At 71.0% G+C, this 23,101-nt stretch carries 26 protein-coding genes; 10 read left to right on the top strand and 16 right to left on the bottom strand.

What is annotated here, in order from left to right; genetic code table 11:
- Positions 1–67: 67 nt before the first annotated feature.
- The gene (locus RCR19_RS36080) at positions 68–952 is read left to right on the top strand and encodes a sigma-70 family RNA polymerase sigma factor (RefSeq protein ID WP_331268949.1); all 885 of its coding nucleotides are present in this window, start codon (positions 68–70) and stop codon (positions 950–952) included.
- Between the two features lie 11 nt (positions 953–963).
- On the opposite strand, the gene RCR19_RS36075 is transcribed toward RCR19_RS36080, so the two are convergent.
- A complete protein-coding gene (locus tag RCR19_RS36075; RefSeq protein WP_059129761.1) occupies positions 964–1,182 on the bottom strand; it encodes a ferredoxin in 219 nt (72 codons plus the stop codon).
- A gap of 25 nt (positions 1,183–1,207) precedes the next feature.
- Entirely contained in the window at positions 1,208–2,416 is a 1,209-nt protein-coding gene (locus RCR19_RS36070) for a cytochrome P450 (RefSeq protein ID WP_331268948.1), read from the bottom strand.
- Positions 2,417–2,748: 332 nt separating this feature from the next.
- Here RCR19_RS36070 and RCR19_RS36065 point away from each other — a divergent pair, with 332 nt between their 5' ends.
- The gene (locus RCR19_RS36065) at positions 2,749–3,381 is read left to right on the top strand and encodes a LysE family transporter (RefSeq protein ID WP_331268947.1); all 633 of its coding nucleotides are present in this window, start codon (positions 2,749–2,751) and stop codon (positions 3,379–3,381) included.
- 191 nt (positions 3,382–3,572) lie between these two features.
- Positions 3,573–4,019, top strand: a complete 447-nt coding sequence (locus RCR19_RS36060; RefSeq protein ID WP_331269649.1) for a nitroreductase family deazaflavin-dependent oxidoreductase — start codon at positions 3,573–3,575, stop codon at positions 4,017–4,019.
- Positions 4,020–4,082: 63 nt separating this feature from the next.
- On the opposite strand, the gene RCR19_RS36055 is transcribed toward RCR19_RS36060, so the two are convergent.
- Both RCR19_RS36055 and RCR19_RS36050 read right to left on the bottom strand, forming a co-directional pair.
- Entirely contained in the window at positions 4,083–6,422 is a 2,340-nt protein-coding gene (locus RCR19_RS36055; protein ID WP_331268946.1) for a SpoIIE family protein phosphatase, read from the bottom strand.
- Positions 6,423–6,470: 48 nt separating this feature from the next.
- Positions 6,471–7,520 carry an NAD-dependent epimerase/dehydratase family protein gene (locus RCR19_RS36050; protein WP_331268945.1) on the bottom strand — a complete coding sequence of 350 codons (1,050 nt, stop codon included), beginning with the start codon at positions 7,518–7,520 and terminating at the stop codon, positions 6,471–6,473.
- 122 nt (positions 7,521–7,642) lie between these two features.
- Here RCR19_RS36050 and RCR19_RS36045 point away from each other — a divergent pair, with 122 nt between their 5' ends.
- Positions 7,643–8,218, top strand: a complete 576-nt coding sequence (locus tag RCR19_RS36045) for a TetR/AcrR family transcriptional regulator (RefSeq protein WP_331268944.1) — start codon at positions 7,643–7,645, stop codon at positions 8,216–8,218.
- A 111-nt stretch (positions 8,219–8,329) separates the two neighbouring features.
- Here RCR19_RS36045 and RCR19_RS36040 read toward each other — a convergent pair whose 3' ends face one another.
- Entirely contained in the window at positions 8,330–9,274 is a 945-nt protein-coding gene (locus RCR19_RS36040; RefSeq protein ID WP_331269648.1) for a cation diffusion facilitator family transporter, read from the bottom strand.
- A 428-nt stretch (positions 9,275–9,702) separates the two neighbouring features.
- Here RCR19_RS36040 and RCR19_RS36035 point away from each other — a divergent pair, with 428 nt between their 5' ends.
- Positions 9,703–10,011, top strand: coding sequence for a DUF4235 domain-containing protein (locus RCR19_RS36035; RefSeq protein ID WP_331268943.1), 309 nt, complete (start codon positions 9,703–9,705; stop codon positions 10,009–10,011).
- Between the two features lie 178 nt (positions 10,012–10,189).
- Here RCR19_RS36035 and RCR19_RS36030 read toward each other — a convergent pair whose 3' ends face one another.
- Together RCR19_RS36030 and RCR19_RS36025 are read right to left on the bottom strand one after the other, a co-directional pair.
- Complete coding sequence (locus RCR19_RS36030) at positions 10,190–10,582, bottom strand: VOC family protein (RefSeq protein ID WP_331268942.1); 393 nt, start codon at positions 10,580–10,582, stop codon at positions 10,190–10,192.
- A 75-nt stretch (positions 10,583–10,657) separates the two neighbouring features.
- Entirely contained in the window at positions 10,658–11,119 is a 462-nt protein-coding gene (locus RCR19_RS36025) for a pyridoxamine 5'-phosphate oxidase family protein (RefSeq protein WP_331268941.1), read from the bottom strand.
- A gap of 171 nt (positions 11,120–11,290) precedes the next feature.
- Here RCR19_RS36025 and RCR19_RS36020 point away from each other — a divergent pair, with 171 nt between their 5' ends.
- Together RCR19_RS36020 and RCR19_RS36015 are read left to right on the top strand one after the other, a co-directional pair.
- A complete protein-coding gene (locus RCR19_RS36020; RefSeq protein WP_331268940.1) occupies positions 11,291–11,653 on the top strand; it encodes a DUF1304 domain-containing protein in 363 nt (120 codons plus the stop codon).
- The gene (locus RCR19_RS36015; protein WP_331268939.1) at positions 11,650–12,213 is read left to right on the top strand and encodes a TetR/AcrR family transcriptional regulator; all 564 of its coding nucleotides are present in this window, start codon (positions 11,650–11,652) and stop codon (positions 12,211–12,213) included. Before RCR19_RS36020 ends, RCR19_RS36015 begins: the two co-directional genes overlap by 4 nt.
- Positions 12,214–12,223: 10 nt before the next feature.
- Here RCR19_RS36015 and RCR19_RS36010 read toward each other — a convergent pair whose 3' ends face one another.
- A complete protein-coding gene (locus RCR19_RS36010) occupies positions 12,224–13,171 on the bottom strand; it encodes a helix-turn-helix domain-containing protein (RefSeq protein WP_331268938.1) in 948 nt (315 codons plus the stop codon).
- A gap of 71 nt (positions 13,172–13,242) precedes the next feature.
- On the opposite strand from RCR19_RS36010, the gene RCR19_RS36005 reads away from it, so the two are divergent.
- Both RCR19_RS36005 and RCR19_RS36000 read left to right on the top strand, forming a co-directional pair.
- A complete protein-coding gene (locus tag RCR19_RS36005) occupies positions 13,243–14,193 on the top strand; it encodes an NADP-dependent oxidoreductase (protein ID WP_331268937.1) in 951 nt (316 codons plus the stop codon).
- Positions 14,194–14,386: 193 nt separating this feature from the next.
- On the top strand, positions 14,387–14,773 hold the full coding sequence (locus tag RCR19_RS36000) for an anti-sigma factor antagonist (protein WP_331268936.1): 387 nt from the start codon (positions 14,387–14,389) through the stop codon (positions 14,771–14,773).
- A 120-nt stretch (positions 14,774–14,893) separates the two neighbouring features.
- On the opposite strand, the gene RCR19_RS35995 is transcribed toward RCR19_RS36000, so the two are convergent.
- Both RCR19_RS35995 and RCR19_RS35990 read right to left on the bottom strand, forming a co-directional pair.
- Complete coding sequence (locus tag RCR19_RS35995; RefSeq protein ID WP_331268935.1) at positions 14,894–17,026, bottom strand: DUF1996 domain-containing protein; 2,133 nt, start codon at positions 17,024–17,026, stop codon at positions 14,894–14,896.
- 287 nt (positions 17,027–17,313) lie between these two features.
- Complete coding sequence (locus tag RCR19_RS35990) at positions 17,314–18,267, bottom strand: ribose-phosphate pyrophosphokinase (RefSeq protein ID WP_331268934.1); 954 nt, start codon at positions 18,265–18,267, stop codon at positions 17,314–17,316.
- Positions 18,268–18,585: 318 nt separating this feature from the next.
- Here RCR19_RS35990 and RCR19_RS35985 point away from each other — a divergent pair, with 318 nt between their 5' ends.
- Positions 18,586–19,266 (top strand): DUF4230 domain-containing protein, encoded by a 681-nt coding sequence (locus RCR19_RS35985; RefSeq protein WP_059129718.1) that lies wholly within the window; start codon positions 18,586–18,588, stop codon positions 19,264–19,266.
- An 18-nt stretch (positions 19,267–19,284) separates the two neighbouring features.
- On the opposite strand, the gene RCR19_RS35980 is transcribed toward RCR19_RS35985, so the two are convergent.
- From RCR19_RS35980 to RCR19_RS35955, 6 genes are read right to left on the bottom strand one after another with little or no spacing between them, the layout of a single operon-like run.
- Positions 19,285–21,045: a complex I subunit 5 family protein gene (locus tag RCR19_RS35980; RefSeq protein WP_331268933.1), complete on the bottom strand. Its 1,761-nt coding sequence runs from the start codon at positions 21,043–21,045 to the stop codon at positions 19,285–19,287.
- Positions 21,045–21,392, bottom strand: coding sequence for a sodium:proton antiporter (locus tag RCR19_RS35975; RefSeq protein WP_059129716.1), 348 nt, complete (start codon positions 21,390–21,392; stop codon positions 21,045–21,047). The genes RCR19_RS35980 and RCR19_RS35975 overlap by 1 nt, the downstream gene beginning before the upstream one ends.
- Positions 21,389–22,132 (bottom strand): MnhB domain-containing protein, encoded by a 744-nt coding sequence (locus RCR19_RS35970; protein ID WP_331268932.1) that lies wholly within the window; start codon positions 22,130–22,132, stop codon positions 21,389–21,391. The genes RCR19_RS35975 and RCR19_RS35970 overlap by 4 nt, the downstream gene beginning before the upstream one ends.
- The gene (locus tag RCR19_RS35965) at positions 22,129–22,392 is read right to left on the bottom strand and encodes a DUF4040 domain-containing protein (protein WP_331268931.1); all 264 of its coding nucleotides are present in this window, start codon (positions 22,390–22,392) and stop codon (positions 22,129–22,131) included. Before RCR19_RS35965 ends, RCR19_RS35970 begins: the two co-directional genes overlap by 4 nt.
- A complete protein-coding gene (locus tag RCR19_RS35960) occupies positions 22,385–22,837 on the bottom strand; it encodes a monovalent cation/H+ antiporter complex subunit F (RefSeq protein ID WP_331268930.1) in 453 nt (150 codons plus the stop codon). Before RCR19_RS35960 ends, RCR19_RS35965 begins: the two co-directional genes overlap by 8 nt.
- Positions 22,834–23,016 carry a hypothetical protein gene (locus RCR19_RS35955; protein ID WP_331268929.1) on the bottom strand — a complete coding sequence of 61 codons (183 nt, stop codon included), beginning with the start codon at positions 23,014–23,016 and terminating at the stop codon, positions 22,834–22,836. The genes RCR19_RS35960 and RCR19_RS35955 overlap by 4 nt, the downstream gene beginning before the upstream one ends.
- Between the last annotated feature and the right edge of the window lie 85 nt (positions 23,017–23,101).

Genomic DNA, 23,101 nt, shown 5'->3' with positions numbered 1-23,101 from the left:
CTCCTGTCACTTCGTCCCGGTCGGGTACGTCAGAAGGGTGACGGCGCACGGCGAGGAAAGGTGACCCATGAACGGGCAGGACGAGTTGGCCGGGCGGTTCGAGGAACAGCGCGGCCGGTTGCGCGCGGTCGCGTACCGGATGCTCGGCTCGCTCGGAGAGGCGGAGGACGCCGTTCAGGAGGCCTGGCTGCGGCTGGCACGGGTCGACGCCGCAGAGGTGGAGAACCTCGGCGGATGGCTGCGGACGGTGGTCGCGCGGATCTGCCTGGACATGCTGCGGGCGCGTGCGTCCCGGCGTGAGGAACTGTTCGGCCCGCAGGCACCCGCCGAGGTCCATGCCGATGGCGGCGGGCCCGGGCCCGAGGACGAGGCGCTGCTCGTGGATGCGATCGGGCCGGCCCTCCTCGTGGTGCTCGACAGGCTCTCCCCCGCCGAGCGGATCGCGTTCGTGCTGCACGACTCGTTCGCCGTGCCGTTCGAGGAGATCGCGCCCGTCGTCGGCCGCTCGACCGCGGCGGCCAAGAAGCTCGCGAGCCGGGCCCGGCACAAGGTGCGCGGCAACCCGGTGCTGGCTCCTGCCGAACTGGACGGGCACCGGCGGGTCGTCGAGGCCTTCCTGGTGGCTGCGCGCGGCGGTGATCTGGACGGTCTGCTCGCTGTGCCGGCCCCCGATGCCGTACGGCGGGCGGACGCCGCGGCGCTGCCACCGGGCGGGGCACCGGAGCTGCGTGGGGCCGGGAGCGTGGCCGAGCAGACGGTGCTGTTGCGCGCGAGGGCCCGATTCGCCCGGGTGGCGCTCGGGGACGGGGTCGTGGGCGTTGTCGTGGCCCCTCGCGGGCGGTTGCTCCTGGTGCTCAGGGTCACGGTCGAGGACGGCAGCGTCACCTCGTACGAGGCGATCGGTGATCCCGTACGACTGCGGCGGCTCTCCCTGGCCGTCCTCGACGCGTGAGCGAACTCGACTCAGTGTGCGGGAGAGGTCTCGGCCCCCTTCTCGGTGACGGTGATGGCGCTCACCGGGCAGGCGCGCGCGGCCTCCCGCACCAGCGGGTCACCGCCGCCGTCCTCCTTGCCTGGCAGCAGTTCGCTGTAGCCGTCGTCGTCCTGGGTGAAGACGCCGGGCGCGGCGAGGGCACACTGGCCCGCACCGATGCAGACGTCCCTGTCGATCGTGATGGAGATGTCGCCGGTCATGGAGTCAAGCCTCTTACCAGGTCACGGGGAGTTCCAGCATCCCCTGGATCGTGTCGCCGGGTTTGAAGGGGATCTGCTCCGCCGGGGCCGCGAGCCGCAGGCCGGGCAGCGTCTCGAAGAGGGTGTGCAGGGCGATCTCCAGCTCGGCCCGGGCCAGGTTCTGACCGAGGCACTGGTGGATCCCGAACCCGAAGGCGACGTGGTGGCGGGCCGGGCGATGCCAGTCCAGCGTGTCCGGCCGGGCAAAGGCCGCGGTGTCCCGGTTGATGACGGACGTGGAGAAGAGCACGCCCTCGTCGGCCCGGATGGTCGCACCCGCGAACTCGATGTCCTCGGTGGCCACCCGCAGCAGCCCGTCGGCGATGGACAAGAAGCGCAGCAGTTCCTCCACCGCGCCCGAGATCAGCTCCGGCTCGCCACGCAGTTCGGCGAGCTGCTCCGGATGGCGCAGCAGGGTGAACGTGCCCAGCGAGATCATGTTGGCGGTCGTCTCGTGCCCGGCGACCAGCAGCAGCGTGGCCAGGGAGACCAGCTGGGCCCGGTCCAGCGCGCCGTCGCGCAACTGCTCCTGGATCAGCTCGTCCAGCAGCCCGTCCCCCGGCTCAGCGCGTTTTTTGTCGATCAGGTCCCCGAGATATCCGTCGAGCTGGTCGCGGGCGTCCTGGGTGTCGGCCGCGGACGGGCCGCGCAGCACCCGGCGGGACTGCTCCTCGAAGAACTCGTGGTCGGCGTAGGGGACGCCGAGCAGGTCACAGATCACCATCGACGGCAGGGGCAGTGCGAACGCGCGCACCAGCTCGGCCGGCGGCCCCACGGTCACCATGTCCGACAGCAGCCGGTCGACCGTTTCCTGGATGCGCGGGCGCATCGCGGTGACCCTCTTGACGGTGAAGCTGGGCACCAGCATGCGGCGCTGGTCGTGGTGCTCGGGGTCGTCGACTCCGAGCAGCGTGAGCCTGCGGTCGCGGGAGCGGGCGAAGCGCTCGTTGGTCATCGGGAACGCGGCGCGGGTCCGATCGGAGGACAGCCGGGGGTCGGCGAGGAGCTGACGGGCGGCCGAGTGCCCGGTGACCACCCACACGTCCCGTCCGTCGTAGAGGGTGACCCGGCTCAGGGGCCTTCCCTCGCGCAACGGATCGTAGGCGGTCGGCGGGTGGTATGGGCAGGTGCGGTCCTGGGGGAATGTGACCGGTTCTGACGCGGTTGTAGCGGGTTTCATCATGAATGACCTCGCACGCGAAGATTCACCTCTTGCCGAGCTCCATTAGATGCCCAAGGCATCTACAGGGCCACCCGAAGTTCGGTCGAATGCCGCCGGATGCCCTGGGGGCCGAAACGTGTCCTCGGTCGGCCGGCTCGTGGCGCCGCGGCGCCGGGACGCGCCGCGTGCTTGCGCAAGTGCCATCGTAAACCGCTTGCCCGGGCCTTCGTCGTTCGCCAAGATCTGCGCATGCCGACGTTCGAAGCCCTGCTGCCGCCGACCTCCGCCGCCGTCTGCCCGGTGGGACGCCGACAGCAGCCCGGCCGTCCGCGGAGGCACTCGCTCTCACCATCATGACCGGCGCGCTCGTCGCGGGGCTGGTCGCGGGCTACGGCATCGCCGTGCCCGTCGGAGCCGTGGGCGCCTACCTCGTCTCCCTCACGGCCCGCACGTCCCTGCGGACCGGCGCGTGTGCCGCACTCGGCGTCGCCAGCGCCGACGGGATCTACGCCCTGGTCGCGACCGCCGGCGGCGCCGCGCTCGCCGCAGCCCTGCAACCGGTACTGGAGCCCCTGCGCTGGGCCTCGGCCCTGGTGCTTGCCGCCCTCGCCCTGCACGCGGCCGTGACCGGTCTGCGCAGGTACCGCTCCGCGGGAGACGCCGCCGCGGTCCCCGCGGCACCTCCGGGACCCGCGCGCGCCTTTCTGGGGCTGCTGGGCGTCACGCTGCTCAATCCGACCACCGTGATCTACTTCGCGGCGCTGGTCCTCGGAAGTCGTACGACCGATTCCGCAGGGCCGCTGGAGCAGGGGCTCTTCGTCCTCGCGGCCTTCGCCGCGTCCGCCAGTTGGCAGCTGACGCTGGCCGGGAGCGGCGCGCTGCTCGGCAGGGCGCTGACCGGGCCGCGCGGACGGCTGATGACGGCGTTCGCCTCCAGCGCGGTGATGGCGGCGCTCGCGGTGCGCATGCTGGTGACGCCGAGTTGACCGAAATCGCGCCCCGGCCACCGGGAGCGCCTGGCCGATCCCTGTCGGGGCTGCCGTGTCGGACACGCGGTGCGGATGAAACCGTGAGCGGCTGGTGTTGAATTTCGAGACGTGTGGTCCCAGGTATGGAACGCCCGTACCAGGACACCACGGACGTGACAGCAGTCGTACACGACGATGGGACGGATGCCATGCCTCTTGAGGGCGAGTACGAACCCAGCCCGACTCAGTGGGTGCGCGATCAGGTGGAGTTGTACGAGAGCTCCGGCGGCACTCGGGGGACGACGCTCCAGGACACGGGCTTGCCGGTGATCATCCTCACGACCCTGGGATCCAAGAGCGGCAAGATCCGGAAGACTCCGCTGATGCGCGTCGAGCACGAGGGCCGTTACGCCGCGGTCGCCTCGCTGGGCGGCGCGCCCAAGCACCCCGTCTGGTACTACAACGTCACGGACCACCCCACGGTGATGCTCCAGGACGGTCCAGAGCGCCGGGAGATGACGGCCCGTGAGGTCACGGGCGAGGAGAAGGCCGCGTGGTGGGAGCGGGCGGTCGCGGCCTACCCGCCGTACGCCGACTACCAGAAGAAGACCGACCGTGAGATCCCCCTCTTCGTGCTGGAGCCGGCCGGGAAGTGAGCACACTCACGGCGAAGGGCCGCACGGGTGCTCCCGTGCGGCCCTTCGCCGTCGCCGGAAAGGTCAGGCGGGCAAGGGCTGTTCGGCCCAGATCGTCTTTCCCTCGTTGGTCTGCCGGCTCCCCCATCGCTGGGTGAGCTGGGCGACCAGCAGCAGACCGCGGCCCCCTTCGTCGAAGGCGTGCGCACGGCGCAGATGGGGTGAGGTGGAACTACCGTCGGTCACCTCGCAGATCAGCGAGCGGTCGCGGATCAGCCGCAGCTGGATGGGCGCCCCGCCGTAGCGGATCGCGTTGGTCACCAGTTCGCTGACGACCAGTTCGGTGACGAAGGCGACCTCGCCGAGGCCCCATTCGGCCAGTTGCTCGATGGCGCACTGACGTGTGATGGCGACCTGGGCCGGGTCCGGGGGCACGTCCCAGGTCGCCACCTGGTCGGCGCCCAGCGCCCGGGTACGGGCCAGCAGCAACGCGACGTCGTCGCCCGGCTCGTCGGACAGCACCGACTTCACGACCTTGTCGCACAGGTCGTCCAGGGAGCCGCGCGAGGTCTGCAAGGCACGGCACAGCTCGGTGGCGCCGCGGTCGAGATCGCGGTCGCGCCCCTCGATCAGCCCATTGGTGTACAGGGCGATCAAGGAGCCCTCCGGCAGCTCCAGTTCCGTCTCCTCGAAGGGCAGTCCGCCGACGCCGAGCGGCGGCCCGGCGGACATGGCGACGAGCCGGGCATCGCCGTCGGGCTGCAGGACGACCGGCGCCGGATGGCCCGCGGCCGCCAGCGCGAGGCGCCGCGAGACGGGGTCGTAGACCGCGTACAGGCAGGTGGCGCCCAGCTCGCCGACCTCCTCCTCACCGCTCTCGTCGGCCGCCAGGTGCGTGACGAGGTCGTCGAGGTGGGTGAGGAGCTCGTCCGGCGGCAGGTCGACGTCGGCGAGGGTCCGTACGGCCGTGCGCAGCCGGCCCATGGTGGCGGAGGAGCGGATGCCGTGCCCCACCACGTCGCCGACGACAAGGGCGACCCGCCCCCCGGACAGCGGGATCACATCGAACCAGTCGCCCCCGATCCCGGCCTGTGATCCGGAGGGAAGGTAGCGGTGGGCGACTTCGAGCGCGGCCTGTTCGGCCAGCCCGCGCGGCAGCAGGCTGTGCTGCAGGGCCAGCGCGGTCGACCGTTCACGGGTGAAGCGGCGGGCGTTGTCGAAACAGACGGCGGCCCGGCTCGCCAGCTCCTCGGCGAGGACGGCGTCGTCGGCCGCGTAGGGGTCCGGGGTGGCGATGCGCACGAACACCACCACACCGAGGGTGGTGCCGCGGGCCCGCAACGGCACGGTCACCATGGAATGGGCGCCCCTGCGAAAGGCGGGATCACCGATGGCCTGGGCGTTGCGCTGCTGCACCCAGCGGTCGAAGTCGGGTTCCCCGGCCCTGCGCAGCACCGCCCGTCCCTCGCGCAGCGCCCTGACGGGAGGGGAGAGCGGGTGATAGCTGTCCGCGTCCCCCAGCCTGACCGCCGCTTCCGGGATGCCCTCGGTGACCGAGAGGTGGGCGATACGGCGGAGCACGATGTCGTCGCCGGCCGACTTCGGGGGTTCGTCCTTGTCGAGGACCCAGTCGATCAGGTCCACGCTGGCGAAGTCGGCGAACCGGGGAATGGCCACCTCCAGCAGCTCCTCGGCGGTCCGCACCACGTCCAGCGTGGTGCCGATCGCGGTGGCGGCCTCGTTCAGCAGCATCAACCGCTGGCGCGCCCAGTGCTGCTCGCTGTTGTCCGAGGCCGAGATGGCGACGGCGGTCACCTGGTCCGAGGTGGTGTACACCGGCCACATGTCGATGGTCCAGGCCCGCTTGCGAAGGTGCGAGGGGCTGTGGCGAAAGCTCTCGTAGTGCACAGGGAGGCCGCTCTCCGCGACCTGGCGCAGATGGCTCTGGAACCGCTGGTTGTGATCGTCGCACGGATCCGCGGTGTCAGGGAAGTACTGTCCGGCGAGGCCGTCCGGATCGACCTCCATGAGCTCCCCGGCCCTGTCGTTGGCCCTGAGGAAGCGCTGCGCCGTGTCGAAGACGGACAGCGCCACCGGCGCCTGCTGGAACGCCTGGGCCACCAGGAGGTTCTCCTCGGACGCGGAAGCGGTGACCACCACGAAACCGACCGGGTCGCCGTCCGGGCCGGTCATGGGGACGGCGCTCAGGTGCAGCGGCAGGGGCTGCCCGTCCCGATGCCGCACCACGACCGTGCCGGTCAGAGCGGTCAGCGCCGGAGGTACCGTGCCCTCTGCGAGGAGATCCTGCGCCGCGCGTCCCACGACCTCCTCGGGCGGGTAACCCGTCAGCCGCTGGGCACCTTCGCTCCATCCCGTCACCGTGCCCCGGGCGTCGACGATCGCCGCTGCGGCGACTTCCTCCATATGGTCCAGAATGATCCCTCGGATGCGTTACCTCAACCTGGCCCCCGCCTACCGGCCACTGCCCGCCCGGGGCGGAATCCGGACGGCGCCGTGTTCGATCAGGCTCTCGGCGCAGTCCAGCACCGTCTGCCGCGCGGGACGGGGCTGCCAGCCGAGGACCCGGTGTGCCTTCTCGGTGGTGTGGCGGTTGCGCCGGCCGAGGGAGGGCGTGATCTCCCGCAGTGACGGGTCCCGGAACCTGGCCAGGAGCCGTACGACCACGTCCGGCACCTGCCGCGTGGACACCTGACGGCCCTCGGCGCCGAGGCCGTCGCGCAGGGCGTGCGCCATCTGCGACATCCACAGGAACTCACCCGTGGCGAGGAAGCGCTCCCCCGCGGCCTGCGGTGCGGTCATCGCCCGGACATGGACGTCGACGAGGTCCCGGACGTCCACGATCTCCAGGCCGATCCTCGGAATGCCGCGCATCTCCCCGGTCAGCATCCTGCCGACGATGCCGACGGATCCGATGTTGCCCGTCGTGAGAACGGGTCCGAAGACCGCGCCCGGAAGCACCGTGGTCAGTTCGGTGGGACCGTCGTGCTCCCGCATGAAGTCCCAGGCGGCTCGCTCGGCGACGGTCTTCGAGCGGCGGTAGGGGATCAGGGTCGGGTCGTCGGGGTCGGTCCACAGCGTCTCGTCGGTCACGCCCTGCGTGGCATAGGACGAAGGGCTCGCGGCGTTCGCCGCCGACGTCATCACCACACGCTTCACCCCGGCCGCGGTCGCGGCGCGCAGGACCCGCAGTGTGCCGCCGCGGGCGGTGGCCACCAGGGTGCCCGGGTCGTTGGAGGCCGTGCCGAGCGGCGAGGCGACGTGGAGCACTCGGTCGACGCCCTTGAGCGCGGCGTCCCAGCCGTCGTCGTGTGTGAGGTCGGCGACGGCGAAGCTCAGCCGGCCTGCCGGGTCGACGACGGTCGAGACCGCGTCGGTGACGGCCTGCTCCCGGTCCCGGCCGCGCACCGTGGTCCGTACCTCGTAACCGCGCCGGAGGAGTTCGGCGACGCACCAACCGGCGATGTAGCCGCTTCCCCCGGTGACCAGGACCAATTCGGGCATGACTGTTCCTCCACGGTGTGGGTGGGATGTGCCAAAATGAAGCGGAGGCCCCTCCGCTATGCCCATCAACGTACCGGAGGACCCTCCGCTTAGCAATCGCACCGGACGGACGACTGACACCCGTGAACTCGCTGCCTTCGAAACCGACCCGCAAGGACGCCCTGGACAACCGGGACCGGATCCTGACCGTCGCCCGGGAGGCGTTCGCCTCCTCGACCTCCGCCTCGCTCACGGGGATCGCGAAGAAGGCCGGCGTCGGGATCGGCACGCTCTACCGCCACTTCCCCACCCGGGAAGCGCTGATCCTCGAGCTGTACCGGCACGACATCCAGCAGCTCATCGACCTCGCCCCAGCACTCCTCGCGAAGAACCCGCCCCTCACCGCCCTCCGGCTCTGGTTCGACGAAGTGGCCCGGTACGGACGGCTCAAGTACGGCGTCGCCGAGGTCATCCACGCCGCCACCAACGCCGGAGTGGACGACGAGTACTACGGGCCCTTCGTCGCCGCCATCGGCGTACTAGTCGACGCGGGCGCGGCCGAGGGCTCGCTCAAGCCCGACCTCGACCCGGAGGACGTCCTACTGCAGCTCAGTGTTCTGTGGCGCATCGATCCGGCACGGGACGGCGAGGCGAGAGCCACACGCGTGCTCGGCCTCATCATCGACGGCCTGCGGGCCGCGCCCCCGTCGTCCGGCTGACCCCTCGCGCGATTCCGCGCGGCCACCGCACCGGCGGGCGGGCCGAGTGAGGAACGAGCCGGGATCACGGACGACCGGGGCATGATCCGCCCCCGCCGGGGCAACCGTCCGTCAGGCCCCGCCGCGCTCCCCCGTCGCGGCGGGGCCCGTCGTGTCGCCGTTCGCACGGCGGCCCGCCGCATGGATGGATGCGTCGGTGATGTCGAGGAAGATCTGGTCCGCCTCCGGCACGGCGTGCATGAGGGAGTGCCGGATGCGCAGCGAGATCTCCTCGACCTCCTCGCTGTCGAGGCCGGGCATCACATCGACGCGGGCGGCGACCAGGACGGAGTCGAGGCCCAGCTGCATGGTGAGCAGTTCCTCCACGCTGTCGATCTCCGGCTGCACCTCCAGCAGCTGCCGGATGTGGTCGCTCAGCTCCGGATCGGCGGCCTGTCCGATCAACTGGTCGCGTGCGTCCCGGCCGAGGCGGTAGGCGACGTACACCAGAAGGGCGCCGATCGCGAGCGAGGCAGATGCCTCCCACACCACGTTCCCGGTGACCATGTGCAGCGCCATGCCGACCATCGCCAGCACCACGCCCAGCACCGCCGTACTGTCCTCGGCGACCACCGTGCGAAGCGCCGGGTCGCGCAGCCCCTGCGCGGCCGTACCGCCCTGCCGGTGCACCTGATGGAGGGCCCGCACCAGGGAGACGCCCTCCGACACCAGCGCGACCGCCAGGACGACGAGGCCCGCGACATAACCCTCGTGCGACTCCTTCGCGCCGCCCTGCAGTGCCTCGAAGCCCTGGAAGAAGGAGAAGCAGCCACCCATCACGAAGATGCCGACGGCCGCCAGCAGTGACCAGAAGAACCGCTCCTTGCCGTAGCCGAAGGGGTGTCGCCGGTCGGCCGGGCGGCGGCTGCGGCGCAGGGCGGCCAGCAGGAAGACCTCGTTCACGCTGTCCGCCACGGAGTGCGCCGCCTCCGACAACAGGGCGGGCGACCCGGCGAACAGGCCGCCGACGGCCTTGGCGACGGCGATCAGCAGATTCGCGCCGAGGGCCACGAGCACCGTGACCCGTGTCTTTCGGTCCGAGGAGCCGTGGCGCGCGGGAGGCCCGGGCCGGGGCTCGTCGCCGCGCCGGGGCTTGCGCCCGGGGGAAGTCGTGTCCAGCCGTTTCGCGTCCGAGGAAGTACCACTCACTTCGCCCGATTGCCCCTCTTCGCGCGTCTCACACGATGCTCAACACACCGGCGGGGGAACCGATCGGCGCGGAGTCGGCACGTTCGCGGCCAGGGGGCTCCATCAACGACACGAGCCGCATGTTCCGGCCGTGGTGAGGATGATCCGCCGGTTCGCGCCCCGGCCCCGGCGGCCGCGACGGGCTCACCGCACGCCCCCTACCCGGCGTCCGATTTCGGTGACACCGTCGACTTCGACCGTATCGGGGGCACCTGTAGGGGGCGCGGCGAGAATCGCAGTCGGCAGAGGAGAGATACGTGGCGAGGAACAAGAAGACCAAGGCGAAGCTTCCGCTCGTCTACCGGCCCGTCGGGTTCGCGCTCGGCTGGGTCGGCGGAACCCTAGCGGGAATGGCCTTCCGCAGGACCTGGAAGGCGATACGCCACGAGGACGATGCGCCGGACGCCCTGGACAGGGACCGCGGCTGGGGCGAGGTGCTGCTCGCCGCGGCGATCCAGGGCGCACTCTTCGCCGTGGCCCGCAGTGCCGCGGACCGGACGGGCGCGAAGGCGATCGAGCGGTCGACCGGCGTGTGGCCGACCGTGGGGAAGGGCGGCCGGGACTGACACCCCCTCCGGGCCCCGGGCGGCCCGCCGCTGTGCAACGACGGGCCGCCTGGGGCCTGTCCGCCCCGTTCGGGTCGGCCGAGAGAGACTGCGCTCTTCAGCCGACCCGAACGGGGCGTGGGAGGGCGGGCAGGCGGAGCGTCGGCAACCGACGCCAGCCTGATCCGGACGGCAGGCCTTAGCCCTGCTTCGGCGCCGTGTCGCGCCTGAGGCGCAGGGTGAAGGAGTGCCCGGCGGGGTCGCAGCAGCCACGCTCCTCGTACGGCCCCGCCGCGTCCTTGGCCTCCAGCGGCCGGCCCCCCAGGGCGACCACCTTGCGCTCGGCCTCGTCGAGGTCCTCGACGAGGAAGTCCAGGTGGGCCTGGAGGGAGTTCTCCGGGCGTGGCCAACTCGGCGGGGTGGCGTTCACATCCCGGCGGAACGCCAACCGCACCCCGTCGACGGCCCGTATCTCCACTCGGTTCGCGGTCGCGTCGACCTCCTCCGCATCGAGCAACTCCCTGTAGAAGACAGCGAGTTTCTCGGGTTCGGCACAGTCAAGGACCACGACGGACGCCACCACCACTGTCATGCTTCCTCCGTTGGGAATCCGGGGCGGGCGAGCCTCCGCCCGCATACGTTCCCCGGGTATCCCGGTCGCCCCGGTTCAGTCGAGGACGAGCCACTCGCCGTCCCGCATCAGATCGCGCCCGGCCAGTTCGTTCGCCTCGCGCCACGCCTGGACGCGCCGCGGCGTGATCCTGAAGTACCGGTAGACCGTGTCGAGTCGGCGGGGATCGAACCCCGTCTTCGCCGCGAAGGAGTCACCGACCTCCTCGGTCAGTTCGGCGGGTTCCAGCGCCTGCACCGCGCCGTCGATCATCACGACGTCCCGGGTGGGCCCGATCCCCAGGCGCACGGTGCCGGTCTTGAGCAGGTTGCGCCCGGTGGGGCTCTCCGCGGGGGTGGCGACCAGCAGGGTGCTGCCGTCCCAGCGGTAGGAGAGCGGGACGAGGTAGGGGCCGCCCCCGGCGGTGTCGGCGGTGGCGATCCAGGCGTCGACGTCGTGCTCCAGCCGGTGCAGGGTGTCGTGCGTGCGCTGCCGGGCGGTGCGGGCGGGCGGGTTCATCTCGGTGCGGCCTCCTCATCGCGGTCGTCACGGGAACGACGTACGGGAGCCTGCCCGTGTGACATCCGGCCCGGGCGTCAACTCCTGAACGCCGCGCCGCTATAGTGCTCCGGTCATCTTCCTGGACACCTGTCCAGGAAGTCAGTGAACCTCGGGTGGGGACGTCGACATATGGAGATTCTGGCGAACGTGCTGGTCGGACTGGTGGCCGCCCTGCACATGTACATCCTGGTGATGGAGATTTTCCTCTGGGAGAGGAAGCCCGGACGCGGACTGCACGGCTTCGAACCGGAGTTGGCCCGCACCACCGCGCCGATGGCCGCCAACCAGGGTCTCTACAACGGCTTTCTGGCGGCCGGTCTGGTGTGGGGGCTGATCGCCGGTGATCCGACCGGCTTCCGTGTGCAGGTCTTCTTCCTGGTGTGCGTGGTGATCGCCGGCGTGTTCGGTGCCGTCACGGCCAACCGCCGGATCCTGTTCGCCCAGGCGCTGCCCGGCGCCCTGGCCCTGGCGGCCGTGCTCGCCGCGGGATGAGTGTGGTTCCCGCACAGGACCCTCGAGCGGCCCGCACCCGCACACGGCTGCGGGAGGCACTGCTGCTCGAATGCTCCGAGCGTCCGCTGGAGAAGGTCGGGGTGGCCGCCGTAGTACGGCGGGCGGGAGTCGGCCGTGCCACGTTCTATCTGCACTACGCGGACCTGGAGGCGCTGGCGGTCGACGCCTGCGCCGACGTCGTACGGGAGGCGGTGGACGCGCTGCACGCCTGGAGCGGCCGCCCCGATCCGGTGCACGCCCCGCCGGCGCTGCACGCCTTCTTCGCCGGACTCACCCCGCACAGGGCCCTCTACCGAGCCCTCCTCGCTCCGGGTGGCGGCGGTCCGCTCGGCCGCGTCCTGCACCGGGATCTGCGCGCCCGCGGCCTCACCGAGCGTGAACGGGCGGGAGCGGTCGACGCGCCCCTGGTCGCGTCCGCCGTGGCCGCCGCCTTCACGGGCGTGCTGGCCGACTGGCTGCACGGGCTCATCGAGGCGACCCCGGACCGGATCGCCGACCACTCCTGGCAGTTGCTGGTCGCCCTGCACCGCAGCAGGTGAGCGGCGGTCGTCAGCGGGCCGCCTGGAAGGTGCGCCGGTAGGCCTGCGGTGACACGCCGATGGCCGCATGCAGATGCTGGCGCAGGGAGGCTCCCGTCGCGAAGCCGACCTCGCCCGCGATCTGGTCCACCGGCAGATCGGTGGACTCCAGCAGATGGCGGGCCCTGGTCACGCGCTGCTGAATGAGCCAGCGGCCGGGGCTCATGCCCACCTCCTCGCCGAAGCGGCGGGCGAAGGTGCGCCGGCTCATCCCGGCATGACCGGCGAGGTCGGCCAGTGCGAGCGGCTCTCCGAGGCGTTCCAGCGCCCACTCCCGGGTGGCGGCCGTCCCGGCGGCCGAGGACTGCGGCACGGGCCGTTCGATGTACTGGGCCTGGCCGCCGTCCCGCCACGGCGGCACCACGCAGCGCCTGGCCACCTTGTTGGCCAGTTCGCTGCCGTGGTCCTTGCGGACGACGTGCAGGCAGACATCGACACCGGATGCGGCTCCGGCGGAGCTGAGGACCCTGCCGTCGTCGACGAAGAGCACGTCCGGGTCCAGGGCGATGTGCGGGAACATGCGCCGGAAGTCCTCGGCGAGCTGCCAGTGCGTGGTCGCCTTCCGGCCGTCCAGGAACCCCGCGGCGGCGAGGACGAAGGCGCCGGTGCACACGGAGACGATCCGCGTCTCGGGACGGATGTGCGCCAGGGCGGCGAGCACCTCGACAGGGAGCTCAGCGGTGATGTGGGGTGGCGCTATGGCCGCGACCACCACGGTGTCCGCCGTGGCGAGCACCTCGGGTCCGTGCTCGACCGCGATCGTGAAATCCGCGTTCGTACGCACGGGCCGCCCGTCCACCGAGCAGGTCAGCACCTCGTACCGGTCGTCGGCGGCACCGAAGATCCGGCTGGGGATGCCCAGCTCGAAGGGGTACACGCCGTCAAGTGCCAGGACGACGACTCGCTCTGCTCGCTGCATGGCACGATCTTATCGAAGCTTGGCAATTGTGCCATTTCTCCGGAGGGCGGGCACGGGCACGCTGGGACACCATGAGCACTGTGAACACCATGCGAGCCGTAAGCCAGGACGTCCTCGGCGGTCCCGAGGTCCTGAAGGTGGTAGAGGTGGAACGCCCCGCACCGCGCACGAACGAGGTGCTGATCCGGGTGCGCGCCGCCGGACTCAACCCCACCGACTGGAAGCACCGCGCCACCGGCGGATTCCTCGGCAAGCCTCCGTTCGTCCTCGGCTGGGACGTCTCGGGCGTGGTCGAGGAGACCGGAATCGGTGTCGCCACCTTCAAGCCCGGCGACGAGGTCTTCGGTCTGCTGTCCTATCCCTTCGGGCACGGCTCGCACGCCGAGTACGTGTCCGCCCCGGCCCGGGCCTTCACGCACAAGCCGTCGTCGATCGACCACGTCCAGGCGGGCGCCCTGCCCCTGGTCTCCCTGACCGCCTGGCAGGCCCTGGTCGAGACGGCGGGTCTGCAGCGCGGGCAGAAGGTGCTGATCCATGCGGCCGCGGGCGGAGTGGGGCACGTGGCCGTGCAGATCGCCAAGGCACGCGGCGCCCATGTGATCGGCACGGCGAGCGCCGGCAAGCACGATTTTGTGCGCGGACTGGGCGCGGACGAGCTGATCGACTATCACGACACCGACTTCGCCGAAGCGGTGCGGGACGTCGACGTGGTCCTGGACACGGTCGGCGGCGACTACGTCCAGCGTTCGCTGCGGACGCTGCGCAAGGGCGGAATCCTGGTCACGATCCTGCCGCGGGGCTCGAAGGAGCTGGCCGGGCAGGCGGAGGCACTCGGTGTGCGCGCCACCGAGATGCTGGTCGACGCCGACCGCCACGGCATGAGGACGGTCGCGGAACTCGTCGAGGCCGGGAAGCTGCGCGCCACGATCGCCGGGACCTTCCCGCTGGCCGAGGCCGCCAAGGCGCATGAGCTGGGCGACACCGGCCGGACGACGGGCAAGTTGGTGCTGCTGATGGACTGACGACCGGGGCGCCGAGGGCACGTCGCCGACGTCGGTGTGTCCGCGGCGTCCGTCCGGCGTCGTAGTGCCGCCACGCACTTCATCGGACGCCCCGCCCGCATTTCGAAGACATATGTCAATCGAACATGCTGAAATTCACTCTAGCGAGGGTAACTTGCAGGGGGGCGAGGAGTCGGTTGGAGGCGATGTCGACGTGCATCACGACCCTGCACCGCTCACCCGGCACCTGCGCATCCATCGGGACGGCGGTCATCTGGTGCTCGAGTTCCACGGTGAGATCGACGTCGTCGCGGCGTCCGAGATCACACCCTTCCTCGACTCCGCGACCGGCCGTCCCGCGCCGCGGGTCGTCATCGATCTCCGCCCGGTGGAGTTCTTCGACTGCTCCGGATTACGTCTGCTCTTCCGGGCGCGGCGCCGTGTGCTCGCACAGGGCGGCACGCTGCACCTGGTCTGCACCGAGCCGCTGACCCTGCGGATCCTGCGGATCACCGGACTGACCCAGGTGCTGCCGCCGTCGGCGTCGGTGGCGGAGGCCCTCAGCCGGCCGGAGGCCGCGGGTTCCGTGGAAACGGGCTGAGCCTGCGGGAGCGGGTTCGCGGGCGCGGCAGAGGCGCACACACCCGCACACGCACAGACACGAAGGCGACGGGCCTGTCGGCAGGCCCGTCGCCTTCGTTCGTGCCGTACCAGGACGGCGTCAGACGGAACGGCGTCCGATGCGGCGCAGGAGCAGCAGGCCCATGATCACCAGGACTCCGCCGATCGCCGCAGGCCACAGCTGCGCGCCGGTCTCGGCCAGTCCGCCCGTGACCGCCTGAGGCTCGGTCTGCGCCGGAGGGACGGATGTGTCCCCGCCGCCGGCCGGTGTCGCGGCCGCCGCGGTGGCGTCACCCGTGACCGGAGCCTGCCCCGTGTTGTCGTCGCCCGAGGCGCCCTGGGGCGCTGCGGACTCGTCGTTCGGCGCGGACTTGGGGGTCGTGTCGACCTTGGGGGTGGCGCCGCCGTGGTCGACGTGCGAGCCGCCGCCCGCGCCTTCGCCGCCCGGGGTGGCGTCAGGTGCGGTGCCGGGGGTGTCCACCGGGGGCTGCTCGGTCTGGTTGCCGCCGCCGCTGTTGCTCCCGCCGCCGTTTCCGTGGCCGCCGTTGTCGTCACCGGTACCGCCGCCGTTGCCGCCGGCACCGTTGTCGTCACCGGTACCGCCGCCGTTGCCGGGGGCGCTTCCGTTGTCCCCGCCGGAGGAGGGCTGGTCGGACGGTGCGGACGTGGCCGGCGGCTGGTCGTCGGCGCCGCCGCCGCACTGCCGGCCGTCGTTGATGCAGCCGACCACCTGGTTCATCAGATCGTCGGTCATGACGTTGATGAAGTCGTCGTGGTCGGTGATCGGCTTGTGCAGCTGCTCCGGGAAGCCGTCCACCGCATAGGCGTTCTTGACCTGGCCGTTGTCGATGCTCGGCTGCGGTGCGTCGTACACCAGACGCATCGTCAGCTGAGGGATCGCCTTGAAGCCGTTCTGGCAGTTGCCGCCCGCGTCCGCGAAGGCCACATGCGTACGGTGGTTGGCGCTGTCGATGTTCTGGCCGTCCCAGCAGCTCTGGAACGCGAACGACCGCACCACCTGGCTGCCCTGCGGGCAGATCGGGTACTTGTCGGTCAGCTGCACCTTGTCCTCGAAGCCGGTGCAGCTCCAGTGCGCGTTGGCGTTCGCCGGACCGTTGGTGAACGCCTTGGCGTCACCGGTGATGATCCGCAGGAACCGCGGCATACCGACGACCTCACCGGTCGGGCTGCCGACGAACTTGATCTCGGCCTGCTTGGCCACCAGGATCCGGCCGACGTTGCCTTCCTTGCCGCCGCCGTCGGCATCCTGGTCGAAGTCCTGGGTCCCGTCCTGCACACGCAGCACCGGCCAGTAGTACGACGACTTGTCGCCCTGGTCGTCGCAGCTCGTCTCGGCGGCCGCGAAGGTGTCGTTGGTGGCGAAGGCGTCGTTGGACTGGTTGCCGACGTAGTCGTGCAGGTGGTGTGCGCCGTTCTTCACGCCGGGGGCCACGATGACGTTGTCGGTGTTGTGCTTGCCGTTCTCGTTCACACCGCACTTGGTGACGAACTCACCGGTCGACGCCCCGGCCTGCGGTGCGGGCTTGCGCACGTCGGGCTGCACGGTCGTGATGTCCACGAAGTCGGAGGCGACGGGTCCGCTCACGGCCTGACCGCCGTCACCCTGCTGCTGGCCGGCGTCCTGGCCGCCGCTGCCGTTCTGCTGATCGCCTCCCCCCTCGCCGTTCTGGCCGTCGGCGGGGGGCTGGCCCTGGTCTGCCGCCATTCCCGTACAGGCCGCCATGCCGTCGACGGCGCCCGGTGCGGTCCCGCCGGCCTTCTGGTAGTCGGCCTTGATGCGGTCGATCACCGCGGAGCGGTTGTCCTTGAGCGGGCCGAGAATCTCGTTCTGCACGTAGTTCGCGTCGTCGGCCTGCGCCTGACGCGTCGAGGCCAGCCGCTCGTAGGCCTCGGTGATCTGCTTGTCGAGGGTCGACAGCTCCGTGTCGACGTTCTGCTTCGCGGCGTTCGGCACATCGGTCAGCTTCTGGCCGACGTCCGGGCAGTCGATCGTGACGGTCCCCGACTTCACCTGGTCGGTGCCGTTCTGGTTCGCTCCCCCGCCCCAGTTTTCGCTCGCCGAGGCGTAGACGTTCGCCGCTACCAGTCCCCCTCCGCCCAAGATCAGCGCGACCGCTGCAAAGGTCGCGCGCCGTGCGCCTGTCGGGCGTCTGCGCGAGTTGCGTCCCACGGGAGTACTCCTACACGTCATGGCGGTCCGGGCATGAAACATCCCCCTCCCTGTACGCAGACGCGTGCGGCCGTGTTCAAACACATCGCCAATTCACAGCCGCCTCAAAGGCGATACGGCCCATCACCCCAGTTCACGGGTCACACACACCACTTCAGAATCTTGACAACTCCCCTACGCTGCGGGGCTCGTGAAGACCCGGATTCGCCGTGTTGCCGCGTCGACGGCTTCGGATGCCTCGGGATTCTCATGCTGCCGCTCGGTCCACCGCTTCCGAGCCGTCCTCGGCACTGCGCCGAGTGCGCCCGGACTGAGGGGCGGTCACCGCACTAGACGCTCCGCGGCTCGTCGAACAGGGCACTGACGGACTCGCCGTTGTGGATGCGGCGCACCGCCTCGGCCAGGGCGGGCGCGATGGACAGGATCTTCAGCTTCCCGGTGCGCTCCTCGACCGGGATGGGGACGGTGTCCGTGCACACGATCTCCAGGACGTCCGGCTGCTCGCTCAGCCGCTTGAGGGCACCGGCCGCGAACAGGCCGTGGGTGCACGCGAGGCGGATCGATCGCGGCCCCGACTCACGCAGCCGCTCGAGGAGTTCGAGCACCGTACTGCCCTTGGCGATCTCGTCGTCCAGCACGATCACGTCCCGCCCGGCGACATCACCGATGACGGCGCTGATGCTCACCCGGTCGTCCGCGTAGCGCTGCTTCGCGCCGGCCGCCACCTGTGCCCCGATCATCCGGGCGAAGGCCGCCGCCTCCTTGGCGTTGCCGAGGTCCGGGGACACGACGGTCGCCCGGGAGAGGTCGTACTTGCGGAAGTGCGCGGCCAGCTCGCGCCGGGCGTGCAGATGGTCGACCGGCACCGAGAAGAAGCCGTGCACCTGCGGTGAGTGCAGCGTCATGGCGAGGACCCGGCCGGCTCCCGCGGCGACCATCAGATCGGCCACCAGCCGTCCGCCGATCGAGATCCGCGGGGCGTCCTTCTTGTCCGAGCGGGCGTAGGAATAGTGCGGCATGACCACGGTGATCCTGCCCGCGGAGGCGCCACGCGCCGCGTCACACATCAGCAACAGTTCGACGAGGTGTTCCTGCACCGGAGTGACCAGCGGCTGCACGAGAAAGACGTCTCGTTCACGGCAGTTGGCCTGGAGCTGCACCTCCAGGCAGTCGTTGGCGAACCGGCTGACCCGCACCGGACTGAGCGGCACCCCGAGGTGCGTGCAGACATCCGCAGCCAGCCGGGGATGGGCACTGCCGCTGAAGACGGCGATGTCACGCACGATCCGCTCCTCGCACGATCGGTCCTCGTGATCCGGTCCTGTCACAACCCGATCGCGGCACGTTTCGGCGTGACCATGATCGGAAATGGGTCTGCCGCCACATGCTACTGACCACCTCCCGAGGCCGCCTCCGGAGATCGCCCACCGGACCCTTCGACGCACCGGACACCGCAGGTCGTCCGGGTCTTCGGGGGAACCGCGGCGGCGGTGTCCTCGTCTGATCATCGCACCCTTACCGTCGACCTCTGCGAGCCCCAACACCGTGTTCCTGCAAGGGACATGGCGGGCACCCGGAATACAGAAAGGAGGACTGTCGACATGACGACGTCCACGAAGCAGGCCCCCGAACCGACGTCCGTGAAACGCCCGATGTCCGGGTGGACCAAGGCGGTCATCGCCATCGTCGCGGTACTCGCGGTGCTGTTCGCCGGGCTGCGGCTGAGCGTGCTGCCGGGGCTGCGTGACCTGTTCGGCACGGAGACGCACGACCGGTCGGGCCCCACGCTGCTGAGGTCCATACAGGACATGAGCCGCTACGAGGCGGCGTCCGGGAACTTCCAGGTGGTCGTGGATCTGGAGAAGGACTCCAGGTTCCTGCCGTCGGCGATCCGTGGTACCCGCACGCTCTACGTGGGTGCCGGAACCGTCGACGCCTACGTCGACCTCGGCAAGGTCGGCGAGAAGGATGTGTCGGTCAACGACGACCGGACGTCCGCCACGCTCCGGCTGCCCCACGCCGCGCTGGGCAAGCCCGCCCTCGACGCCGACCGCTCCTACGCCGTCTCCAAGCAGCGCGGTCTGCTGAACCGCCTCGGCGACCTCTTCTCGGACAACCCCAACAGCGAACGCGCCGTGCAGAAGCTGGCCGTCCAGCACATCGGCGAGGCCGCCAAGGACAGCGAGCTGACCGACCGCGCCGAGACGAACACCACCAGCATGCTGGAGGGACTGCTGAAGTCCCTGGGCTTCAAGGAGGTGAAGGTGTCCTACGGCACCTGAGCGATGCTCGGGGCGCTCTCAGCCCGCCGGGAGTCCCGGCAGGACGAGCGCCCCGAGCAGTGCCGCGCCCGCCAGCACCCACGCCACGTAGTCCCCGATGTGCCCGGACTGCATTCGGCGCAGGGGCAGCGTCCACCCCCGCTCGCCCAGCGGTTCCTGGCGGGTGACGGCGAGCGCGGCCAGCCCGACCGCGAGGGCCGTGGAGAGCAGTCCCAGCAGGACTCCGGGCACGGCCCAGTGGGGTGCGGCGGGCGCACCGCCGGACCCCGTCTCGTTGACTGCGTGCGCCACGGACCCGGCGAAGCCCGGGACCACGCCCACCGCGAGGGACGCGGCCAGCAGCAGGGCGGGAACGGCGGTCATGGTGTCCGGGATCCGGCTCAGCCGGTGCCGGGTCTCGGGCTCCTCACCGGTCCCCGTGGTCTCGTAGGAGGTGCCGCCGTGCGGCTTGGGCCCGAGCCCGTAGAAAACCCGTGCGGCCACCCTCAGCACGGCGCCGGCCGTCACCGCGGACACCAGGACGTACAGCACGGTCAGCGGCACTCCCACCGCCTCCTCGATGACCGACTTGCCCAGGGACGTGCCGAACGGTGGAAGTCCGGCGAGCGCCAGTCCGCCGATCACGTACATCACCGCCACCCCGCGCAGCGGCCGGGCGCGGCCGTGCAGCGCGAGCTCGTCGACCGAGCCGAACCGGTCGAGGAGTACGCCGGTGCAGGCGAACAGGGCGGCCTTCACGCCCGCATGGCCGAGCACGTACAGAGCCGCCCCGTCGTCGGACTCGGGTCGCAGGGTGCCGACGGCGATGAGGAAGAGGCCCGTGTGCGCGACGGTCGAGCAGGCGAGCAGGCGTTTGACATGCCGTTGGTACCAGCACATGACGGCGCCGACGACCCCCGTCAGGACGCCGAGCACGACCAGTGCCCGTTCCAGGTCGGGGACCGGGATACCGCCGGGTCCCGAGAAGATGGTCCCGTACACGCGCCAGACGCCGTAGACGCCGAGTTCGACCATGACACCGGACAGCAGCATGCACACCGGGGTGGGGGCGACGGCGTGCGCGTCGGGCAGCCAGAAGTGGAAGGGCACGGCCGCGGCCTTGACCAGCAGACCGGTCAGTACGAGGACGAAGGCGGCGAGGGTCAGTGCGTCGGGGCCGCCGTGGGCGTCGAGCCCGCGGCCGATCTGCGTCATGGCGAGTTCGCCGGTGCGCGCGTACAGCAGCGCGATGCCCATGAGCATGGCGTACGCGCCGAGGGAGTTGACCACGCCGAAGGTCAGCGCGCCCTGGACCGCCTTGGCCTCCTCGACGCGGGTGCCGGTCAGGGCGTAGGCGACGGCACTCATCAACTCGAAGAAGACGAAGGCGTTGAACAGGTCGCCCGTGATCGCGAAGCCGCACATACCGCCCTGGAACAGCAGCATGAGAGCGGGGAAGGAGCCCGCGTGCCGTCGTGGCGACACGTCGAAGTAGTGCCAGGAGTAGGCGAGCGCGGCCACCGTGAGCAGGGACGCGAGCGCGGCAAGTCCGAGCCCCGGTCCGTCCCCGACGAGGACGATGCCGACGCTGCGGCCGTTGACCGGCGTCCAGGCGCCGACCCATTCGATCAGAGGCGGCGAGGAGTCGAAGCACAGCCATACGGCCAGGCCCGCGGTGCCCGCCGAGACGGCGCACCCGATGCTCTCGGCGGCCACCCGCGGCAGCCGGCGTCCGCAGGCGATCAGCAGGGCGGCGCCGAGGACCGGAGCCGCGACAAGGAGCGGCAGCAGATGGTTCATCAGCCGCGCAACTCCCGCAGCTCGTCGGGGTCGACCGTGCCATGGCGTTTGGACACCTGCATGACGAGGGCGAGCAGCAGCGCGGTGACCGTGGCGCCGACCACGACGTCGGTGAGGGTGAGGGCCTGCACGACCGGGTCGACGACGGGACGGGAGCCGGGCTTGATGTCGGAGTAGACGGGCGCGGTGCCGCCGTCGCGGTAGCCGACGGCGAGCAGCAGGACATAGGTAGCGGACTGGCAGACCGCGAGGCAGCCGACCGCGTGGATCAGGTTGCGGCTGGTCGCGAGGCCGTAGCAGCCGATCAGAAAGATCCAGACGGCCACCAGGTACGGCAGTACGGTCATCGTTCCCCGTTCTCCTTCTCGATCTCGACCGCCTGGTCGAGGAAGCGCGCGAGCAGGACCACGGCCGCGCAGGCGACCTCCATGCCGATGGCGGCGTTCAGCAGCGGCACGGTGCCCCCGGACGCCAGGGTGTTGAAGGTGCCGTATGGAAGAAGGGTGTTGGCGAGGAACGCCGTGCCCGCGAGGACGGCCGCAAGTCCCGTGACCACGTAGGCGGAGGCCGCGAGCGCGTCTCCGACCTCGAACAGGCCCACCGGCCGGACGCGTTCGAGCGCTCGGTAGTCGGCGCCGAGGTAGAGCAGATGCAGGGCGGTCGCGGCGACGACTCCTCCCTGGAAGCCGCCGCCGGGGCTCAGCTGGCCGTGGGCGATCACGTACAGGCCGCTCAGGACGGCGACGGGCAGGACGATCAGGGCGTAGCGGCGGACGGGGAGCGCGACCTCCTCCGGTTCCGGCTTCCCGCGCTTCTCGTCGCGGGTCTGGCGGAGCAGGACGACCGTCCCGACGACGGAGGCGAAGAGGATGCTCATCTCTCCGAGGGTGTCGAAGGCGCGCTGGTCGAAGTTGACGGAGGCGATGGCGTTGGCGGTCCTGCGGGACAGCGAGGCCTCGACGGCCCGGTCGCCGTACGGGTGCCAGGTGCCGCCGAAGCCGGGCAGGTCGAGACACGCGGCGACGAGCAGGGCCGCGAGACCCGCACCGCCGAGGGCCAGAACGATCAGCCGGACGCCGCGCGTCATCGTGCCTTCCCCTTCCGGCCCTTCTCTCTCCGTCTGACCCTGTGCACCGAGAGCATCAGCAGGAGGGGGGTCAGGACGGAGCCCACGGCGAGCTGCGAGAGACCGACGTCGGGCGCCTGCAGCACGGTGAACAACAGGGCGAGGGCGACGCCCAGCACCGCGAGGACGAGGGCCTGGTGGACGGGGTCGCGGACGGCGACGGCAGCCGTCGCCGAGGCGGCGACCAGCAGCAGTACGACGACGATCAACGGCTCATCCACGGCGGCTCGCGGCGAATCCGCCGGACAGGGCCCGGGAGGCCACGAGGTTGCCGCCGATCAACAGCGCCCCGATGACGAGGAGTTTGGCCATCGTCCGGCCCGGCCCGGTCACGGCGCACAGGACCAGGACGACCACGGCCCCGTAGCCCGCGACGGCCAGGGTGACCGCGCGGGCGTGGGGCGGGTCCGCGGCCAGGTCGTCGGCGAGCAGCCGGGCGAAGACGAGGGTGCCGGCGGGGCCGAGCAGTGCGAGGAGCAGGGCCAGGTCGAGGTATGCCGGACGCCCGAAACCCTGGGAGAGCAGCAGCAGTCCGGGGCAGGCGACCGCACTGGACATGTTCTGGGCGACGACCCGGCGGCGCAGCGGTCCGGTCGCGACACCCCACACCGTGGCTCCGACGCCTGCGCCGAGCCCCACGGTGGCCGTCAGGATCCAGCCGTTCACCGGGCGCCCACCGCCCGTCGTGCGGCCCGCGCCGCGAGGGCGCCCACGAGCGCGGCGGACGCTCCGACGACCCACTCCAGGGTGTCCGCGGTGCTGATGAACACCTGCCAGAGCAGGGTGAGGCCGGCCCACCAGCCGAGGACCTCGAGTACGACCCGGCCCGTCGTACGCGCGTTCATGCACTGCCTCCGTCCACCGCGGTCCCGATATGCCTGGTATGTCATCCAAGCACTGCGCGAAGCCCGTGGAGCTGCGGCGCGCGAG

Origin of the sequence: Streptomyces sp. WAC07094 (assembly GCF_036320405.1) — a bacterium.
In the GTDB taxonomy this organism is placed as follows: Bacteria; Actinomycetota; Actinomycetes; order Streptomycetales; family Streptomycetaceae; genus Streptomyces; species Streptomyces lannensis.
This window is presented reverse-complemented; position numbering and strand designations above follow the sequence as displayed.

Coding starts and splice junctions, on each gene's coding strand:
- RCR19_RS36030 (WP_331268942.1), bottom strand. CDS start 10,582: ATGACAGTGGTGGTGGCGTCCGTCGTGGTCCTTGACTGTGCCGAACCC.
- RCR19_RS36080 (WP_331268949.1), top strand. CDS start 68: ATGAACGGGCAGGACGAGTTGGCCGGGCGGTTCGAGGAACAGCGCGGC.
- RCR19_RS35995 (WP_331268935.1), bottom strand. CDS start 17,026: ATGTTTCATGCCCGGACCGCCATGACGTGTAGGAGTACTCCCGTGGGA.
- RCR19_RS36070 (WP_331268948.1), bottom strand. CDS start 2,416: ATGATGAAACCCGCTACAACCGCGTCAGAACCGGTCACATTCCCCCAG.
- RCR19_RS36060 (WP_331269649.1), top strand. CDS start 3,573: ATGCCTCTTGAGGGCGAGTACGAACCCAGCCCGACTCAGTGGGTGCGC.
- RCR19_RS36050 (WP_331268945.1), bottom strand. CDS start 7,520: ATGCCCGAATTGGTCCTGGTCACCGGGGGAAGCGGCTACATCGCCGGT.
- RCR19_RS35955 (WP_331268929.1), bottom strand. CDS start 23,016: ATGAACGCGCGTACGACGGGCCGGGTCGTACTCGAGGTCCTCGGCTGG.
- RCR19_RS35975 (WP_059129716.1), bottom strand. CDS start 21,392: ATGACCGTACTGCCGTACCTGGTGGCCGTCTGGATCTTTCTGATCGGC.
- RCR19_RS36055 (WP_331268946.1), bottom strand. CDS start 6,422: ATGGAGGAAGTCGCCGCAGCGGCGATCGTCGACGCCCGGGGCACGGTG.
- RCR19_RS35970 (WP_331268932.1), bottom strand. CDS start 22,132: ATGACGCGCGGCGTCCGGCTGATCGTTCTGGCCCTCGGCGGTGCGGGT.
- RCR19_RS35980 (WP_331268933.1), bottom strand. CDS start 21,045: ATGAACCATCTGCTGCCGCTCCTTGTCGCGGCTCCGGTCCTCGGCGCC.
- RCR19_RS36015 (WP_331268939.1), top strand. CDS start 11,650: ATGAGTGTGGTTCCCGCACAGGACCCTCGAGCGGCCCGCACCCGCACA.
- RCR19_RS36025 (WP_331268941.1), bottom strand. CDS start 11,119: ATGAACCCGCCCGCCCGCACCGCCCGGCAGCGCACGCACGACACCCTG.
- RCR19_RS36010 (WP_331268938.1), bottom strand. CDS start 13,171: ATGCAGCGAGCAGAGCGAGTCGTCGTCCTGGCACTTGACGGCGTGTAC.
- RCR19_RS36005 (WP_331268937.1), top strand. CDS start 13,243: ATGAGCACTGTGAACACCATGCGAGCCGTAAGCCAGGACGTCCTCGGC.
- RCR19_RS36020 (WP_331268940.1), top strand. CDS start 11,291: ATGGAGATTCTGGCGAACGTGCTGGTCGGACTGGTGGCCGCCCTGCAC.
- RCR19_RS35985 (WP_059129718.1), top strand. CDS start 18,586: ATGACGACGTCCACGAAGCAGGCCCCCGAACCGACGTCCGTGAAACGC.
- RCR19_RS36065 (WP_331268947.1), top strand. CDS start 2,749: ATGACCGGCGCGCTCGTCGCGGGGCTGGTCGCGGGCTACGGCATCGCC.